Origin of the sequence: Arthrobacter globiformis (genome assembly GCF_003261175.1) — a bacterium.
GTDB classification, from domain to species: domain Bacteria; phylum Actinomycetota; class Actinomycetes; order Actinomycetales; family Micrococcaceae; genus Arthrobacter; species Arthrobacter globiformis_A.
Genome location: NZ_QLNP01000098.1, coordinates 337,902 through 356,304 on the forward strand (window position 1 = coordinate 337,902; position 18,403 = coordinate 356,304).

Annotated in this window: 13 protein-coding genes; 8 read left to right on the forward strand and 5 right to left on the reverse strand. The window is 67.3% G+C overall.

Annotated elements, in window-relative coordinates; all coding sequences use genetic code 11:
- The first annotated feature begins 2 nt into the window (after nt 1–2).
- The 7 genes from DBZ45_RS18200 (at nt 3) to DBZ45_RS18230 (ending at nt 10,938) form a co-directional block, all read left to right on the forward strand.
- Nucleotides 3–350 (forward strand): holo-ACP synthase, encoded by a 348-nt coding sequence (locus DBZ45_RS18200; protein ID WP_066277757.1) that lies wholly within the window; start codon nt 3–5, stop codon nt 348–350.
- 21 nt (nt 351–371) lie between these two features.
- Nucleotides 372–1,901, forward strand: a complete 1,530-nt coding sequence (locus DBZ45_RS18205) for an NAD(P)H-hydrate epimerase (RefSeq protein WP_111905230.1) — start codon at nt 372–374, stop codon at nt 1,899–1,901.
- A 110-nt stretch (nt 1,902–2,011) separates the two neighbouring features.
- Nucleotides 2,012–4,402 carry a glycogen debranching protein GlgX gene (glgX, locus tag DBZ45_RS18210; RefSeq protein ID WP_111905231.1) on the forward strand — a complete coding sequence of 797 codons (2,391 nt, stop codon included), beginning with the start codon at nt 2,012–2,014 and terminating at the stop codon, nt 4,400–4,402.
- Nucleotides 4,399–6,738 (forward strand): malto-oligosyltrehalose synthase, encoded by a 2,340-nt coding sequence (treY, locus tag DBZ45_RS18215; RefSeq protein WP_111905232.1) that lies wholly within the window; start codon nt 4,399–4,401, stop codon nt 6,736–6,738. The genes glgX and treY overlap by 4 nt, the downstream gene beginning before the upstream one ends.
- On the forward strand, nt 6,738–8,546 hold the full coding sequence (treZ, locus tag DBZ45_RS18220; RefSeq protein WP_190243178.1) for a malto-oligosyltrehalose trehalohydrolase: 1,809 nt from the start codon (nt 6,738–6,740) through the stop codon (nt 8,544–8,546). Before treY ends, treZ begins: the two co-directional genes overlap by 1 nt.
- An 88-nt stretch (nt 8,547–8,634) precedes the next feature.
- A complete protein-coding gene (mgrA, locus tag DBZ45_RS18225; protein ID WP_111905233.1) occupies nt 8,635–9,675 on the forward strand; it encodes an L-glyceraldehyde 3-phosphate reductase in 1,041 nt (346 codons plus the stop codon).
- 177 nt (nt 9,676–9,852) lie between these two features.
- A complete protein-coding gene (locus DBZ45_RS18230) occupies nt 9,853–10,938 on the forward strand; it encodes an inositol-3-phosphate synthase (protein WP_111905234.1) in 1,086 nt (361 codons plus the stop codon).
- Nucleotides 10,939–11,048: 110 nt separating this feature from the next.
- On the opposite strand, the gene DBZ45_RS18235 is transcribed toward DBZ45_RS18230, so the two are convergent.
- The gene (locus tag DBZ45_RS18235; RefSeq protein WP_111905235.1) at nt 11,049–11,672 is read right to left on the reverse strand and encodes a MerR family transcriptional regulator; all 624 of its coding nucleotides are present in this window, start codon (nt 11,670–11,672) and stop codon (nt 11,049–11,051) included.
- 99 nt (nt 11,673–11,771) lie between these two features.
- Here DBZ45_RS18235 and DBZ45_RS18240 point away from each other — a divergent pair, with 99 nt between their 5' ends.
- The gene (locus DBZ45_RS18240; protein WP_223257146.1) at nt 11,772–12,320 is read left to right on the forward strand and encodes a DUF2306 domain-containing protein; all 549 of its coding nucleotides are present in this window, start codon (nt 11,772–11,774) and stop codon (nt 12,318–12,320) included.
- Between the two features lie 99 nt (nt 12,321–12,419).
- Here DBZ45_RS18240 and DBZ45_RS23495 read toward each other — a convergent pair whose 3' ends face one another.
- From DBZ45_RS23495 to DBZ45_RS18260, 4 genes are all read right to left on the reverse strand, one after another.
- Entirely contained in the window at nt 12,420–12,791 is a 372-nt protein-coding gene (locus DBZ45_RS23495; protein WP_317616968.1) for a DUF559 domain-containing protein, read from the reverse strand.
- Between the two features lie 822 nt (nt 12,792–13,613).
- Nucleotides 13,614–15,326, reverse strand: a complete 1,713-nt coding sequence (locus tag DBZ45_RS18250; RefSeq protein WP_111905236.1) for a formate--tetrahydrofolate ligase — start codon at nt 15,324–15,326, stop codon at nt 13,614–13,616.
- 21 nt (nt 15,327–15,347) lie between these two features.
- Nucleotides 15,348–16,625, reverse strand: a complete 1,278-nt coding sequence (mshA, locus tag DBZ45_RS18255) for a D-inositol-3-phosphate glycosyltransferase (protein WP_111905237.1) — start codon at nt 16,623–16,625, stop codon at nt 15,348–15,350.
- Nucleotides 16,626–16,814: 189 nt separating this feature from the next.
- Nucleotides 16,815–18,299, reverse strand: coding sequence for a family 4 glycosyl hydrolase (locus tag DBZ45_RS18260; protein ID WP_111905238.1), 1,485 nt, complete (start codon nt 18,297–18,299; stop codon nt 16,815–16,817).
- Nucleotides 18,300–18,403: the final 104 nt, after the last annotated feature.

The window sequence follows — 18,403 nt, forward strand, 5'->3', positions numbered from 1 at the left end:
CCATGATTGTTGGCATCGGCGTAGACGTAGTGGACATCGAGCGCTTCGGACGGCAGTTGGAGCGCACCCCCGGACTCCGGGACCGGCTGTTCGTGCCTGCCGAACGGGAACTGAACACCCGCTCCCTGGCGGCGCGCTTCGCCGCCAAGGAGGCCGTGGCCAAGGTCCTTGGCGCGCCCGCCGGCATGAACTGGCAGGACTGCTGGATCGGGCTGGACCAGAACGGGCCCACTGTCCAGGTCAAGGGAACGGTGCTCGCCGTGGCCGAAGCCAAGGGCGTCAAACGGTGGCACCTGTCCATGAGCCACGACGGCGGCATCGCCACGGCCACCGTCCTGGCCGAGGGCTGACCCCCGGACCGACTGACCAAGATGATCAGCGCCTATACCGGAACCCAGATCAGGGAGGCCGAAAAGCCCCTGCTGGATTCAGGTATGGGCGCTGTTCTCATGCAGCGGGCGGCCCGCGGGATGGCCGGCGCCGCCATCGCGGAGCTGCGCAGCCGCGGACGCCGCCTGTACGGCTCCAGCGTTGTTGTCCTGGCCGGCAAGGGCAACAACGGCGGGGACGGCCTCTTCGCCGCCGCGCACCTTGCCGGACGGGGAATGCGGACGACGGCGGTGCTCGCCTCCGCCACTGCGCATCCGGACGGCCTGGCGGCCTTTCGGCGCGCCGGCGGGCGGGTGCTGACGCTCACTGACACGAACGCCGGCGAGCTCGCAGCGCTGGCCGGCAGGGCCGACGTCGTGATTGACGCGCTGTTCGGAACCGGCGCCCAGGGCGGACTCCGGGGAGCTACGGCGGAGCTAGTGTCGCAGCTTGCCGCCGGCGCACGCGGCCTCGTGGTGGCGTGCGACGTGCCCAGCGGCGTGGATGCGGACACGGGAGAGGCCGCTGGACCCGTGCTGCCCGCGGACCTCACCGTCGCGTTCGGCGGGGCCAAGGCAGGGCTGCTGGCGGACCCAGGAGCGGACTTTGCCGGCCGGGTGGAAGTGGTCCGGATCGGGATCGAGGATTCGCTCCCGTGGCCCGCCCTGCGCCGCCTGGAAGCCGCCGACCTGGCCGTCCTGCTTCCTCGCCCGGCAAGGCGGGCCCACAAGTATTCGCGCGGTGTCCTCGGGGTGGTGGCCGGATCCCCGGCCTACCCCGGCGCCGCCGTGCTCGCCTGCCGCGGGGCGCTTGCCGCGGGCGTCGGGATGGTCCGCTACGTCGGGCCGCCGGAGGTCGCGGACCTCATCCGCCACAGCTGCCCCGAGGTGGTCTGCAGTACAGGCACCGTGGCAGAAACGCACGTCCAGGCGTGGCTGGTCGGCTCCGGGATGGACGGCAAGGACGAGGAAGAGATGCAGCGCGTCCGCGACGCCGTCGACTCCGGCCTGCCCACCGTGGCCGACGCCGGCGCCCTGCCCGTGCTGCCCGACGTGCTGGCACCGCAGGTGGTGCTGACGCCGCACGCCGGGGAGCTGGCCACCCTGCTGCAGCGCCTCGGCGCCGACCTGGACCGCGAGGCCGTCGAGGCCTCCACCCTCGCTTCCGTGCGCCGCGCCGCCGGCCTGACCGAGGCCACCGTGCTCCTGAAGGGCGCCAGCACGCTGGTGGCGTCGCCGTACCAGGATTTCTACAGCCAGTCCGAAGGAACGCCCTGGCTGGCCACCGCCGGAAGCGGTGATGTGCTGGCCGGAATCATTGGTGCGCTGCTCGCCCAGGTGGGGTCCGACGTCGGACGCTTCCGGGGGATGGGCATCGATCCGGACGAACGCTGGGCGGCCATTGCCGCCATGGGGGCGAGCCTGCACGGCCTGGCCGGAGCGTCGGCTGCAGCCGGCGGCCCGCTGACGGCGGGGCGGATTGGCGACGCGCTACCTGAAATATGGGGTAAAGTCAGCACGCTTAGTAATTAACGGTGGGTCACGTAATAGTCATACCCACCGGCTACGGTAAGACCAAGTTCCGTGCAGGTGGTGCGTGAAGACCTGCCGGACGCAGTGTTGGACGAGGTATAGGAGCACGAATGGAAATCTGGCCCGGATCGGCTTACCCGCTGGGAGCCACGTTTGACGGCACCGGAACCAACTTCGCATTGTTCAGCGAGCACGCGGAAAAGGTGGAACTCTGCCTCTTCGACGACGAGGGGACCGAAACCCGCGTCACCCTCCGCGAAGTCGACGGCTATGTGTGGCACTGCTACCTGCCGCAGATCCAGCCCGGGCAGAAGTACGGCTACCGCGTCCACGGTCCTTACGACCCGGACAATGGCCAGCGCTTCAACGCCAACAAGCTGCTTCTTGACCCCTACGCCAAGGCAGTCGCTGGCCAGATCGACTGGGATCCCGCCCTGTTCTCGTACAACATGGGCGACCCCTCATCCAAGAACGACGCGGACTCCGCGCCGCACATGATGATGGGCGTGGTCATCAACCCGTTCTTCGACTGGGACAACGACCAGAACCTGCGCATCCCGTACCACAAGTCGGTCATCTACGAGGCGCACGTCCGGGGGCTCACCGAGCTGCACCCGGAGATTCCCGAGGAGCAGCGCGGCACTTACGCTGGCGTGGCACACCCGGCCGTGATTTCCCACCTGCAGAAGCTGGGCGTTACCGCGATCGAGCTCATGCCCGTGCACCAGTTCGTCAACGACGGCACGCTGCAGGAGAAGGGCCTGAGTAACTACTGGGGCTACAACACCATCGGCTTCTTCGCGCCCCAGAACACCTACAGCTCCACCGGGGACACCGGCCAGCAGGTCCAGGACTTCAAGGCAATGGTCCGTTCGCTGCACCGGGCAGGCATCGAGGTCATCCTCGACGTGGTCTACAACCACACCGCCGAAGGCAACCACCTTGGGCCCACGCTGAGCTTCAAGGGCATCGACAACGAGGCCTACTACCGCCTGGTGGAGGATGATAAGCAGTACTACATGGACTACACGGGCACCGGCAACACGCTGAACGTCCGCCAGCCGCACTCCCTGCAGCTGCTCATGGACTCGCTGCGGTACTGGGTTACCGAGATGCACGTTGACGGGTTCCGCTTTGACCTCGCCGCCGCTCTGGCCCGTGAATTTTACGACGTTGACCGGCTCTCCACGTTCTTCGAACTCATCCAGCAGGATCCCGTGGTGTCCCAGGTCAAGCTCATCGCCGAGCCGTGGGACGTCGGGCCCGGCGGGTACCAGGTGGGCAACTTCCCGCCACAGTGGACGGAGTGGAACGGCAAGTACCGCGACACCGTGCGCGACTTCTGGCGCGGCGAACCGGCCACCCTCGGCGAGTTTGCCTCGCGCATCACCGGCTCGGCGGATCTCTACGAGCACTCCGGCCGCCGCCCGGTGGCGTCCATCAACTTCGTCACCGCGCACGACGGCTTCACGCTGCGTGACCTGGTGTCTTACAACGAGAAGCACAACGACGCCAACGGCGAGGACAACAAGGACGGCGAGTCGCACAACCGCTCCTGGAACTGTGGAGTGGAGGGCCCGTCGGACGATCCCAAGGTCCTGGCGCTGAGGGCGCGGCAACAGCGCAACTTCATCGCCACCATGCTCCTCTCGCAGGGCGTGCCCATGATCCTGCACGGCGACGAGATGGGCCGTACCCAGCAGGGCAACAACAACGGGTACTGCCAGGACTCCGAGCTGACCTGGGTCAACTGGGACAGTGTGGACCAGCCGCTCATCGAATTCACCGCGGCCGTCAACTCGCTGCGCGCCAAGCACCCCACCTTCCGGCGCAGCCGCTTCTTCGACGGCCGGCCCGTCCGGCGAGGCGAGGGCGAGCGGCTGCCGGACATCGTATGGCTCGACCCCGACGGTAACGTCATGTCCCCGGAGGACTGGGACAGCGGCTTCGGCCGGTCGGTGGGCATGTTCCTCAACGGCGACGGCATCCAGGGCCACGATGACCGCGGCCGCCGGATCACGGACGTGAACTTCCTGCTGTACTTCAACGCCCACGACGGCGACGTTGAATTCACGCTGCCGCCGGACGAATACGCACCGGCCTGGGACGTCATCATCGACACCGCGGGTGAAGGCGCCGACTCCAAGCCGGCCAACGCGGGCAGCCTGCTGTCCGTCGCCGCCAAGTCCCTCGTGGTACTCCGCGCCCACAGTGCGCCTGAAGAGGAACCCGACCACTCCGTGGCGGCCTCGCTGGCAGCACTGACGCAGACAGCCACCGCTGAGACGGCAGCGCTCACCGCGCCCGCGGTCCCGGATCCGGCCAAGACGAAGCAGCCGGCTGATCAGGCTACAGAGTCCGCGCCTGAACCGGCCGCGGAGCCTGCTGCTGAACCTGCCGTGGAGCCTGCGAAGGCCACGCAGGAGCAGCCGGCGCAAAAGCCTGCCGGGCGGCGGAATAACCACTTGAAGGCGGTCAAGCCCGAAGGGGAGGACGCATGAGAACGCCAGTCTCCACGTACCGGCTGCAGATCAGGCAGGGCTTCACACTGTTCGACGCCGCCGAAACCGTGCCGTACCTGCACTCGCTTGGGGTCGACTGGGTCTACCTCTCTCCGGTCCTGACCGCCGAGCAGGGCTCCGACCACGGGTACGACGTCACGGACCCCTCCGCCGTCGACCCCGAACGGGGCGGCCCGGAGGGCCTGGCCGCCGTTTCCAAGGCGGCCCGCGCCGCCGGTATGGGCGTGCTGATCGACATCGTGCCCAACCACGTTGGCGTCGCCACACCGGTGCAGAACCCCTGGTGGTGGTCGCTGCTCAAGGAGGGGCGCCAGTCCCGGTACGCGGAAGCGTTCGACGTCGACTGGGACCTTGGCGGGGGACGTATCCGGCTCCCGATCCTCGGCAGCGACGATGACCTGGACCAGCTCGAAATCAAGGACGGGGAGCTCCGGTACTACGACCACCGCTTCCCGCTGGCCGACGGCAGCTACACCGAAGGCGACTCCCCGCGCGACGTCCACGCCCGGCAGCACTACGAACTGATGGGCTGGCGGCGCGCGGACAACGAGCTGAACTACCGCCGCTTCTTCGCAGTGAACACGCTCGCCGGTGTCCGCGTGGAGATCCCCGCTGTCTTCGACGAGGCACACCAGGAGGTGGTGCGCTGGTTCCGTGAGGGGCTCGCGGACGGTCTGCGGATCGACCACCCGGACGGCCTCGCCGACCCCGAGGGGTACCTGAAGCGGCTCCGGGAAGCCACCGGCGGCGCCTACCTGCTGGTCGAAAAGATCCTCGAGCCGGGGGAGCAGCTGCCCACCAGCTTCGAATGCGAGGGCACCACCGGCTACGACGCCCTCGCCGACGTCGACCGGGTTCTCGTGGACCCTCGCGGCCAGGAAGCTCTGGACCGGCTGGACGCCTCGCTGCGCGGCGGCGAGCCTGCCGACTACGAGGACATGATCCGGGGAACCAAGCGCCGGATCACCGACGGCATCCTCCACTCCGAGATCCTGCGTCTGGCCCGGCTGGTTCCGGGCGACGCCGGACTGTCCGCCGACGCCACGGCCGACGCGATCGCCGAAATCATCGCCGCCTTCCCGGTCTACCGCACGTACCTGCCGGAGGGTGCGGAAGTCCTCAAGGAAGCGTGCGAGCTTGCTGCGCGCAGGCGGCCGGACCTCGACCAGGCCGTCCAGGTTCTGCAGCCGCTGCTGCTGGACACCGACCTGGAACTTGCCAGGCGCTTCCAGCAGACCTCGGGAATGGTCATGGCCAAGGGCGTGGAGGACACCGCGTTCTTCCGCTACAACCGTCTGGGCACCCTCACGGAAGTGGGCGCCGACCCCACCGAGTTCGCCGTGGAGCCCGACGAGTTCCACGCGAGGATGGCCCGCCGGCAGGCCGAGCTGCCGCTGTCCATGACCACGCTCAGCACGCACGACACCAAACGCAGCGAGGACACCCGGGCGCGGATCTCGGTCATCTCCGAGGTTGCCGGTGAATGGGAGAAGGCCCTGAACCGGTTGCGCGACCTGGCCCCACTGCCGGACGGCCCGCTGTCCGCGCTGCTGTGGCAGGCCATCGCCGGCGCCTGGCCCGCCAGCCGGGAGCGCCTGCAGTACTACGCGCTGAAGGCCGCCCGCGAAGCCGGAAACTCGACCAACTGGACCGATCCCGATCCATCCTTCGAGGAGAAGCTGGCCGCCGCCGTCGACGCCGCGTTCGACAACCCTGCGGTCCGGGCTGAAGTCGAGTCGCTGGTGGAACTCCTGGAGCCGCACGGCGCCTCGAATTCCCTCTCCGCCAAGCTTGTGCAGCTCACCATGCCCGGTGTCCCGGACGTGTACCGGGGCACGGAGTTCTGGGACCGGTCGCTGACGGACCCGGACAACCGGCGCCCGTTCAGCTTCGATGACCGGCGTGCAGCGCTGGAGCAGCTTGATGCCGGCGACTTGCCCCCGTCATTTACTGATGAGCGGACCAAGCTGTTGGTGACCTCGCGGGCGCTGCGTCTGCGCCGGGACCGGCCCGAGCTGTTCACCGGCTACCGCCCGGTCCAGGCCAACGGCCCGGCTGCCGGGCACCTGCTCGCGTTCCACCGCGGCACCCCGGGAGCGCCGGGTGTGGTGACCCTCGCAACCCGGCTGCCCTACGGACTGGAACGTGACGGCGGCTGGCGGGACACCGCCGTCGAACTTGAGACCGCCATGAAGGACGAACTGACCGGCACGGGCTTCGGACCTGGGACCGTGAAGATCGCTGAGATCTTCGGGACCTACCCCGTTGCGCTGCTGGTGCCCCATACAGATGTGACGCAGACGGGAGAAGAGTGATGAGGCAGACAGGCCAGGCAACATACCCCCGCGAAGCCGCGAAGCCCGTGCAGGGCCCGGAACGCTTCGACGTCTGGGCCCCTGATGCCGGATCCGTGACGCTGCTGGCCGGCGGGGAGCGCTACGCCATGCAGCGCCGGCCCGGCACCCGACCCGAGAACGAGGGCTGGTGGACCGCCGCCGGCGCACCCGCTGACGGCGACGTCGACTACGGGTACCTTCTGGACGGCGACGAAACACCGCTGCCTGACCCCAGGACCCGCCGCCAGCCCGACGGCGTCCACGCCCTGTCCCGCACCTTCGACCCCGCCGCGCACACCTGGCAGGAGGACGGCTGGCAGGGTAGGGAACTGCAGGGGGCGGTCATCTACGAGCTGCACCTCGGAACATTCACGCCCGAAGGGACGCTGGATGCGGCCGCCGGCAAGCTGGACTACCTGGCCGGCCTGGGCGTGGACTTCATCGAACTGCTGCCCGTGAACGCGTTCAACGGCACGCACAACTGGGGCTACGACGGCGTGCAGTGGTTTGCCGTCCACGAGGCGTACGGCGGACCGGAAGCGTACCAACGGTTCGTCGACGCTGCCCACTCGGCAGGCCTTGGTGTGATCCAGGACGTGGTCTACAACCACCTCGGCCCCAGCGGGAACTACCTCCCGCGTTTCGGGCCCTACCTCAAGCAGGGCGAGGGCAACACGTGGGGCGACTCCGTGAACCTGGACGGGCCCGGCTCCGACCATGTGCGCCGCTTCATCCTGGACAACTTGGCCATGTGGCTTCGCGACTACCGCGTGGACGGCCTGCGGCTCGACGCAGTCCACGCCCTGAAGGACGAGCGCGCGGTCCACATCCTCGAGGACTTCGGGGCGCTGGCTGATCAGATCTCCGCCGAGGTGGGACGGCCGCTGACGCTCATTGCCGAATCCGACCTCAACAACCCACGGCTGCTGTATCCGCGCGACGTCAACGGCTACGGGCTGGAGGGGCAGTGGAGCGACGACTTCCACCACGCCGTCCACGTCAACGTCACCGGCGAAACCACCGGCTACTACAGCGACTTCGACTCGCTCGGAGCCCTCGCGAAAGTGCTCCGGGACGGTTTCTTCCACGACGGCAGCTACTCCAGCTTCCGGGAACGCCACCACGGCAGGCCGATCAATTTCAGCGCCGTCCATCCGGCCGCCCTGGTGGTCTGCTCGCAGAACCACGACCAGATCGGCAACCGCGCCACCGGGGACCGGCTTTCGCAGACGCTGCCGTACGGGAGCCTGGCGCTCGCCGCGGTGCTGACTCTGACCGGGCCCTTCACGCCCATGCTGTTCATGGGCGAGGAGTACGGGGCCAGCACGCCGTGGCAGTTCTTCACCTCCCACCCGGAGCCGGACCTCGGCAAGGCCACCGCGGAAGGCCGGATCAAGGAGTTCGAGCGCATGGGGTGGGATCCCGCCGTCGTGCCCGATCCCCAGGATCCCGAGACTTTCCGCCGGTCCAAGCTGGACTGGGCGGAGGCCGCCCACGGCGACCACGGCCGGCTGCTGGAGTTGTACCGTTCGCTCACCGCGCTGCGCCGCTCAACGCCGGACCTCACCAAGCTGGGCTTTGAGGACACGCAGGTGGAGTTCGACGACGACGCCCGCTGGCTCCGGTTCCGGCGCGGCGGCGTGCAGGTGCTGCTCAACTTCTCGGAGCAGCCGGTAAGTCTGGAAGGTGCGGGGACGGCCCTGCTGTTGGCCACCGACGACTCCGTCCGGCTGGAGGGTGAGCGCGCGGAACTCGGCCCGCTGAGCGCCGCCGTCGTCAGTGACTGAGTGAATTTGCTGGGGCGGCGTCCACCGCCGGTGACCGGATGGTGGACGCCAGCCCCGCAGCCCTGGTGGGGCTGGCAGGATGGAACGTATGACTTATGTGGCCTCGGACACCCGCTATGACACCATGCCGTACCGCCGCGTTGGACGCAGCGGCCTGAAACTGCCAGCCATCTCGCTGGGCCTGTGGCACAACTTCGGTGACGACAAGCGCTTCGACGAACAGCGCGCCATCCTGCGCCGCGCCTTCGACCTCGGCGTCAACCACTTCGACCTCGCCAACAACTACGGCCCCCCGGACGGCTCCGCGGAGACCAACTTCGGCCGGCATCTGCAGGACGACTTCAAGCCTTACCGCGACGAGCTGGTCATCTCCACCAAGGCCGGTTACTTCATGTGGCCCGGGCCGTACGGCGAATGGGGCTCCCGGAAGTACCTGATCTCCAGCCTGGACCAGTCGCTGCAGCGGATGGGCCTGGACTACGTGGACATCTTCTACAGCCACCGTCCGGACCCGGAGACGCCGCTGGAAGAGACCATGGGCGCGCTGGACTACGCCGTGCGCTCCGGCAAAGCGTTGTACGCGGGCATCTCGTCCTACACCCCGGAGCAGACGCTCGAGGCTGCGCGCATCCTGAAGGAGCTCGGTACCCCGCTGCTCATCCACCAGCCCAGCTACTCCATGCTGAACCGCTGGACCGAGAACGGCTCGCCCAACCTGTACGAGGCGCTGGAGCAGGTGGGCGCCGGCTCCATCGCGTTCTCCCCTCTGGCCCAGGGCATGCTGACCGACCGCTACCTCGACGGCGTCCCGGCTGACTCCCGCGCCGCCAAGGCCAGGTTCCTGTCCGAATCCTCGTTGACGGAGGACAAACTGGACCGGGTGCGCGGGCTCAACGCCATCGCTGCCGGCCGCGGACAATCGCTGGCGCAGATGGCCATCGCCTGGATCCTGCGCGACCAGCCCAAGGGCTCCCCGGTAACCTCCGCTCTCGTCGGGGCGTCCAGCGTCCGGCAGCTCGAGGACACCTTGGCCGCCATCAACAACCTTGAGTTCAGCAGCGACGAGCTGACCGCGATCGACGAGTTCGCCGTCGAATCCGACATCAACCTCTGGGCGCAGAGGGTCTGAACCGGCACGACAAAAAGCGGCGTAACCAAGCGGCCGGGGCCGGCGGGAACAAAGCGGGTCCCGGCGGCGTTTGGTTACACTGATAAGCGCGCCGCGTGGCGCGGTGCCCGTCAGACGCCGTTGTACAACAACGTACGGACGCGCAGGGCACTTGAAGTTTGTTCTCAAAGGAGTTCCGTGTCTTCAAATCCGATTCGTGTAGCTATCGTCGGCGTGGGTAACTGTGCCGCTTCGCTGGTCCAGGGTGTCCATTACTACCGGGATGCCGACCCCCAGGCCACGATTCCGGGTCTGATGCACGTGGAGTTCGGCAAGTACCACGTCAACGATGTGCAGTTCGTGGCCGCGTTTGATGTTGACGGCAAGAAGGTCGGTCATGACCTGGCCGATGCGATCCTGGCCAGCGAGAACAACACGATCAAGCTCGCCGAGGTCCCGCCGAGCGGTGTGACGGTGCAGCGCGGGCCCACCCTGGATGGTCTGGGCCGGTATTACCTGGAGACCATCGAGCAGTCCACCGAGGAGCCGGTCGACGTCGTCCAGGCCCTGAAGGACGCCCAGGCCGATGTCATGGTCTGCTACCTGCCGGTCGGGTCCCAGGAGGCCGCGGAGTTCTATGCGCAGGCCGCGATCGACGCGGGTGTGGCGTTCGTCAACGCGCTGCCGGTGTTCATCGCCGGCACCAAGGAGTGGGCTGATAAGTTCACCGCAGCGGGTGTGCCGATCGTGGGCGATGACATCAAGAGCCAGATCGGTGCCACCATCACGCACCGTGTGATGGCGAAGCTGTTCGAGGACCGCGGTGTGACGCTGGACCGCACGTACCAGCTGAACGTGGGCGGCAACATGGACTTCAAGAACATGCTGGAGCGGGACCGGCTGGAATCGAAGAAGATCTCCAAGACCCAGGCCGTGACCTCCAATGTTGAGGCCGAGCTGGCGGCGAAGGACGTCCACATTGGCCCGTCCGATTACGTGCAGTGGCTCGATGACCGCAAGTGGGCGTTTGTCCGCCTGGAGGGCCGGAACTTCGGTGACGCGCCGGTGTCTTTGGAGTACAAGCTGGAGGTCTGGGACTCGCCGAACTCCGCGGGTGTGATCATCGATGCGATCCGTGCGGCGAAGATCGGCCTGGACCGGGGCGTCGGCGGTCCGCTGGTCTCGGCGTCGAGCTACTTCATGAAGTCCCCGCCGGAGCAGTTCAACGACGACCTTGCCCGCGAAAAGGTCGAGGCCTTCATCCGCGGCGACCTCGACCGCTAAACACTCCCGGACGCTCTATCACTTCCTGCAGGTTTTCCCCGGACGCGTCCTCAGGTCCTGCAGGTTTTCCCGCGATGCTCTCTCACCTTCGGGTGGGGGAGCATCGCCGCTTAAGCGTGCGTTTCGTAGCGCCGAATGGCGTGGCTCGTATGCGCGAGTGCCAGCAGCTTCAGGACGAGCTGGCCATGCAGATGCATGCCGACGGCTGCTGTCATGATCAGCTGATTGACGTCATCTGGCGCGGTTGTGGCAGAAATATTCGCTGCGGCAATCGTGTCCACCGCCTGGCTGTACGCGTTGAGCAGGTCATCGGTCACCGGCACGCCGAGACTTTCCATTAGGGCCAAGTGGGCATTGAGGGAGTTTCTGGCGTCGCTCGGTACATCCGGCCAGTTCCGGAAGCGTACGACGGCGTCGCCCGCCGGTGTGCGCAGGTCGCCGTGCTCCGTGCTCACGTCGTCGAGGCCCAGCACTGTGCGCTGGACCGCGGCCAACAGATCAAGGCGGGGTGTGCCGCCGTCGGCCATCCTGAGCAGGGATCCGATCTGGGCGATATTCAACCCGACCACGCGCCGCAGCGACTGGATCAGTTCCAGCCGGCTCACGTGATGCTCTGAATACTCCGCCCGGGTGGAGTGGACGGAGCGGCCCGCGGGCAACAGGCCCTCGCGGAGGTAGAACTTGATGCTGGCAGGGGAGACTCCCGTCCGCTCGCTGAGCTCCTTCAGCTGCATGCCCGCTCCTTCCTCGGCGGATGGCAGCCTCTTGGATAGCTGCCGGGCCGCTGGCTATCTTGATTTACACCCTCTGGATAGTGGCTCTATCCTATTCGCATGGAGCCTTGGAATGTACTGCTTGCCAGCCACGTCATTGCCGCCCTTTTTGTCCTTGCCATTGGCCCGGTGCAGATCCTCCGGCGCCACCGGGACCGCATCCACCGGACCATGGGACACCTGTGGGTCGCGGCAATGTACTACGTCTGCTTCAGTAGCTTCTGGATCGTCACCGACGGGCATTTCAGCTGGCTTCACGGACTCTCGGCGTTCACGATCGTGACGGTCACCCTTGGGCTGATCAGCGCGGTGCGCCGGAACATCCCGGCGCATAGGGGAAACATGATCGGCAGCTACATCGGCATCGCTGTGGCGTTCGGCTTCGCCGTCTCTGTGCCCGGTCGTGGCATTCCGCGCCTCCTGGCCGAGGACTTGCCGACGGCTATGTTCGTTGCCGCGCTTGTGGCGCTCACCGTCGGCGTCGTCTTCATTTCGCTCCGGCGCGGAGGCCGTTCTCTGAACCGGTCCGAATCGAAGGGTCCAGCAGCGTCGCTCGCCGAGCGAGACGCCGGGCATGCGGCCGAGGCCGCTGCCAAGGTGGACGGGTAGCTGCCTGTTAGTCGCACGGCTCCCGCGCCGGACGCTCTATCACTTTCTGCAACGTGCGGTGCGATCCTCTATCACTTTCGGCAGCTGTCACGGCCACGCTCACTCACCAGCGTCCGCAAAGCCCGAAGCATAAGGGTGATCCAACTGGGCCCTTCGCCTTGCTTGTTTGATACGGATGACTGTTCCACGAAAACCCTCGTCGAGGTCATCCTTTCTTACGGTGAGGACGGTCCATCCTGCAGCTTCGAAGGCCTTGTCTCGCCGTTTGTCGCTGAAGATCTGAGCCTCGACTAGGTGATGGCCGCCGTCGTATTGAATGGCCAGCCGCTGGGCGCGGTATCCGAGATCGGCCGACGGCGAGAAGGGGTCGCCGCTTCTTAGCGTGATTTGGAGTTCGGGTTCAGGGAGTCCGGAGTCCACCATCGCCAAGCGCAGCATTGATTCCGGCGCCGAGTCTGCGCCCACCCGCATCAGGTCCAGGGCTTCCCTGGCGCGGACAACGCCCTGCAGATTGGGGTGCCGCAGAACGAGGGAACGCAGCCCGGCTGGGGTATCGAAGGGCTGTGTCCGGCCCTCAAATCCATTCGAGGGATACGGATTATCTGGTCACCCAAGCACACCAAGTCCCTAAGCGGCAGCCTTCGCGCCAAATCCAGCCATGTCCTTGAACGGGTACTGATTCGGATGCCATCAACCGTTTCAATCTCGTCTTCTTCGGCCAGCAGCGTATGGCCAAACACCCCCTTGCGACGAGCCGAGGGCAGTCTTTTTGGCTTGCTCAAATGTAGTTCCGTAGAGTCCGCCAACCATGATGGCAGCACCTGGCATCGAAGACGCGCGGCAGTGACATGCGAGATCCAGGCACTAGGCGAAACTTCAGACAGCGCCCGCGCCGCCGCCTCCAGGTCAAAGTTCCAGTCCCACGGGCGGTAGAGTCCGCGCCCCACATGGATCACGTCCCGACGTCGCAGCCGCGACGCGGGAATGCCTTCGGTTCGGGCCAAATCGAAGGTGAACGGAGCTGATGCCAAACGGGGAGGTAAGCCGGCGCGCGTTTCCATGCAGGCATTGTGACCCATATTGAGGAGGTGCCGCAGAAGTTATCCACAGGGGGTAGGTGGCGAGAGAGGGTGCCGGGAAAACCGGTAGGTAGTGAGAGAGGGTCGCGGGCAAACAGGTAGGTAGTGAGAGAGGGTGCCAAGAAAACCGGTAGGTAGTGAGAGAGGGCCGCCGGCAAACAGGTAGGTAGTGAGAGAGGGTCCCGGGAAAACCGGTAGGTAGTGAGAGGGCGTCCTAGAACAGGCCGATCGGGTTGCCGTCGCGGTCCACGTCCATGCGCATGGCCGCCGGAACGGCCGGAAGGCCCGGCATGGTCATCACCGCTCCGGTCAGGGCCACGATGAAGCCGGCACCGGTCTTGGGGATGAGGTCGCGGACGTGGATGGTGAAGCCCTTGGGTGCTCCCAGCCGCGAGGCGTCGTCCGTGAACGAGTACTGCGTCTTTGCCATGCAGACCGGCAGCCCGGACCAGCCGTTCTTCTCGATGTCCGCCAGGCGGCGCAGGGCAGGTACCGAAAAGTCCACACCATCGGCGCCGTAGATTTCCTGGACGATGGTGCGGATCTTGTCCTCCACGGACATGTCCAGCGGGTAGAGATGCCGGAACGACGACGGCCCGTTCACCGCGGCGGCGACCTTGGCAGCCAGTTCATCGCCGCCGTCGCCGCCCCCGCCCTTTCCCCAGATGTCAGCCACCGCGGCCTGGATGCCCTCGCCCGCGCACCACCCGAGCAGCCAGTTGAGCTCCTCCAGGCTATCCGCGGGGAACTTGTTGATCGCCACCACCGGCGTCACGCCGAACCGCTCCACATTCCGGACATGCCGGCGCAGGTTCACCACGCCCGCGGCCAGGGCCTCGACATTCGGCTCCTTCAGCCGGTCCTTGCGCACCCCGCCTTGCATCTTGAGTGCGCGAACGGTCGCAACCACCACGACGGCGGCCGGCGCCACATCAGCGATCCGCGCCTTGATGTCCATGAACTTTTCCGCGCCGAGGTCAGCCCCGAACCCCGCCTCCGTCACTACGATGTCGGCAAGCCGGCGGGCGGTCTGCGTGGCGATCAGCGAGTTGCAGCCATGGGCAATGTTCGCGAACGGCCCGCCATGGACCAGTGCGGGAGTGCCCGCGATGGTCTGGACGAGGTTCGGCTTGATCGCATCCTTCAGCAGCAGGGTCAGCGCGCCCTGCACGCCCAGGTCCGCCACGGTGACCGGCGTCCGGTCATAGGTGTAGCCGAAGGTGATGCGGCCCAGCCGGTCCCGGAGATCGGCCACGTCGGTGGCGAGGCAAAAGACCGCCATGATTTCGGATGCGACGGTGATGTCGAAGCCGTCCTGGCGGGGGACACCCTGTGAAGGCCCGCCGAGGCCAATGACCACCTCGCGCAGGGAACGGTCGTTCATGTCCAGGACCCGCTTGAAAGTCATCCGGCGCGGGTCGATGTTCAGTTCGTTGCCTTGGTAGATGTGGTTGTCCACGAGGGCCATGAGGGCATTGTTGGCGGACGTGACGGCATGGAAGTCGCCGGTGAAGTGCAGATTGATCTCGTCCATGGGCAGCACCTGGGAGAGCCCGCCGCCGGTGGCCCCGCCCTTCATGCCGAGGATCGGCCCGAGCGAGGGCTCACGCAGCGCGACCATCACCTTGTGGCCCGCCCGCGCGAGCGAATCCGCGAGCCCCACCGTCGTGGTCGATTTTCCTTCTCCGGCGGGTGTTGGCGACATCGCGGAAACCAGGACCACTTTGCCGGCGGGCGCCGGGGCAGACAGCTTCGCGGGGTCGATCTTGGCTTTGAAGCGGCCGTAGAGCTCCACGGCCCCGGCATCGATGCCGGCGGCCGCGGCGATCTCCTCGATCGGCCGGAGCACTGCCCTGCGGGCAATGTCCAGGTCGCTCAGGGGAGTCTTGCTCTGGCCGGTATCGCTCAGGGGAGTGTTGTCAGACATCGTCGTCCTTTCCGAAGGTGTTTAGCCGGTGAGCCGAGACCCGTAGACGGCGGCCAGGGGGTGGCTGGAGGCATATTCGTCGACGGCGGCGTGGTAGCTGTCGAGGGTGATGGCGGCGGTGCGTTGCCAGCCGGAGTTTGCCGCGTGGATGGCGGCGGCGGTGCCCATGTGCTGGCGGGTGGCGGGGTCGTCGTGGAGGGCTTCGAGGGCGTCGGCCCAGTCTGATGCCCGGTGGCCGTCCACCAAAAGCCCGGTGCGGCCGTGGCTGACCGCGCGGGCGAGTCCGCCGACGCGGGTGGCAACCACGGGGGTGCCGCAGGCCTGGGCTTCCAGCGCCACGAGGCCGAAGGATTCGCTGTAGGAGGGCATAACGACGACGTCGGCCGAGCGGTACCAGGAGGCCAGTTCCGGTGCGCCGACCGGCGGGTGGTGGGTGACGGCGTCGTCCAGTCCGGCGGCGCTGATGAGGGTTTTGAGGTTGAAATCCTTGGCGCCGCTGAGCGCGCCAAGGATGGTGAGTTTGAGGTCGACGTCGGGGCGGCGCTGGCGGAGCAGGGCGGCGGCCTTGAGCAGGATCTGCGGGCCTTTCAGCCGCTGGATGCGGCCGGCGAAGAGCAGGTGGAAGGTGCCGGGTGCGATGCCGTGTTCGGTCCGGGACCGGGTCCGGAACGCGGGGGTGAAGACGGAGAGGTCGACGCCGGGGGGTGCGATGTCGATGTGGTCGAAGTCGGCGCCATAGTGGGAGACGAGTTCCGCGGCTTCGGCGCTGGTGTTGGCGATCAGGCGGGTGGCGCCGTCGACGATGCGGTGTTCGCCGTCTTCGCGGCGGCGGGGTTCGGGTTGTTCGCCGGAGTTCAGGAGGAGGTTCTTGACTTTGGCCATGGTGTGCATGGTGTGCACGAGCGGGACGTTCCACAGGCCGGAGAGCTCGAGGCCGGCGACTCCGGAAACCCAATAATGGGAGTGGATGAGGTCGTAGCGGCCATGGGGCTGCTGGGCGCGGACGCGTTCGATTTCGGCGACCATGCTGTGCAGCAGTTCGGGGAGTTCTTCTTTGGGGAGCTTGCGGGGCGGTCCGGCGAGGACGTTGTGGACGCAGACGCCGGGGTCGGGATGTTCGACGGCGGGCTGCCCGGCGGCGGTGGAGCGGGTGAAGATTTCCACTTCGATGCCGGTTTCGGCCAGGGCGGAGGCGAGGCCGCGGATGTAGACGTTCATGCCGCCCGCGTCCCCTGAACCGGGCTGTTCCATGGGGGAGGTGTGCAGCGACAGGAGAGCCACGCGCTTGATCGCAGACATGAGCCTCCGTCCTCTCCGTACTGCTGGAACTGCATCGGATAAAACACTACTCCTGAACCGTCCCGGCAACGGTGGCGGTTCAAGTGCCCCGGACGTGGTGTACCACACGCCAACCGGGGCGGTCAGCGGATGTAGCACGATCCTGCCAAAACCGGTCCCGTCCCTCAACGCCGCACGGCTGGGGCACGTTCAGCGGCGCCACAACCGGGGCAAATCCGGAAACGCGCCTTCGTAGCCGGTGAGCAGCGCGTTGGCCAGCGCCGCCGAGCCGACCAGCGGATGTTCGGCGAAGGCTTCCAGCGCTGCATCGCGGTCGCCAGCAGTGGCCGCACGCACAGTAAGCAGCTCCACCTTCTTAACCTGCTGCAGAAGGCCGAGTTGCGGTGCGGCGGGCCGAGCCTGCGGAATGGGCAACGCCCCCTCGGCTGTGACCGTGCAGGGAACTTCGACGACGGCGTCCGCCGGCAGCCCGGGAATCGCGGCCCGGGCGCCGCCCGCCAAGGCAAGGGACTGTCCAGCAGAGTTGGGTGTATTGAGGATCAGCTCCGTGGCGCCAGCCCCCGCCCCGTCTACGCGGGCATGCCCGTCTACGCCGGCATCCCCGTCTGCGCCGGCATCCCCGGCCAGCGCCCGCATCACCGCCAGCGCCACCTGCTCGTAACCGCCGCCGGCAAGGTCCTCGGGGTGCCGCGCCTCGCCGCCGGCTCTGGCCTCGGCCAGGTACCCCTCCTCGCGGGACCGCCTCGCGTCCTCCCACAAGGCGTACGCTTCGTCGCCGGCGGTGGCAAGCCGCGGATACAGCTCCGCCTGCTGGCCGTGGATGGACTCGCCGCGGGTCCTGGCCATGGCCCGCATGCCCGCCGCCGCGCGCGCCGCCTCGTAGTAGTAGAACAGGTACTCGTTCGGCAGTAGTCCCAGGTCGCGCAGGAACGGCTGCGGAAACAGCCTGCCCTCCTCGAAGCCGGCGAGGGCATCCGCGTCGGCCAGCAGGCCGGGGAGGAGATCCCGGCCGCCGCTCTCCAGCCGGTACAGCCAGCCGAGATGGTTCAGCCCGTAGTAGCCCACGCCGTCGAGCCTTCCCGCCGGCAGCGGCACCCCGGCCGCCCGGGCGGCACGGTGCACCAGCGCACTGGCGGAATCGCAGATACCGATCACCTTCCGGCCCAGTACGGGAACCAGCGCCTGGGTGACCATCCCGGCCGGGTTGGTGAAATTGATCAGCCAGGCGTCCGGGCAGTGCGTCCGCATGCTGCCGGCCAGCTCCAGCATGGCAGGGATGGACCGCAGCGCGTAGGAGATGCCGCCCGCCCCGGTGGTTTCCTGGCCCAGCAGCCCGAGATTCTGGGCGACCCGTTCGTCGGCGACACGCCCGGCCGTTCCGCCCGGGCGGATGGCGGCGAACACCATGTCCGTCCCGTCGAGGGCTCCGGGGAGGGACGTCGTGGACGTGACCGCGGGCGGACGCCAGGAACGCCCGACGGCGGAACCTCCGTCCGGAGCGCCGCTCACCTCCGAAGACATGGACCGAAGCACAGCCTCGATGGCGGCCAGCCGGCCGCCGTCGACGTCGAACAGGACCACCTCGCTGACCAGGCCCGAATAAGGCCCGGAACACAGGGCACGGTAAACGAGGGGAACCCGGAATCCGCCGCCGCCGGCGATCATGAGCCGCATGGCAGGAGTCTATGCGGCTCAGCCGACAACATGGCCTGAACTGCGGCGACGCAGCCACGCCGTCCCTTCCCAACCCCCACATCGCGGGGTTTCAACGCCAAGGT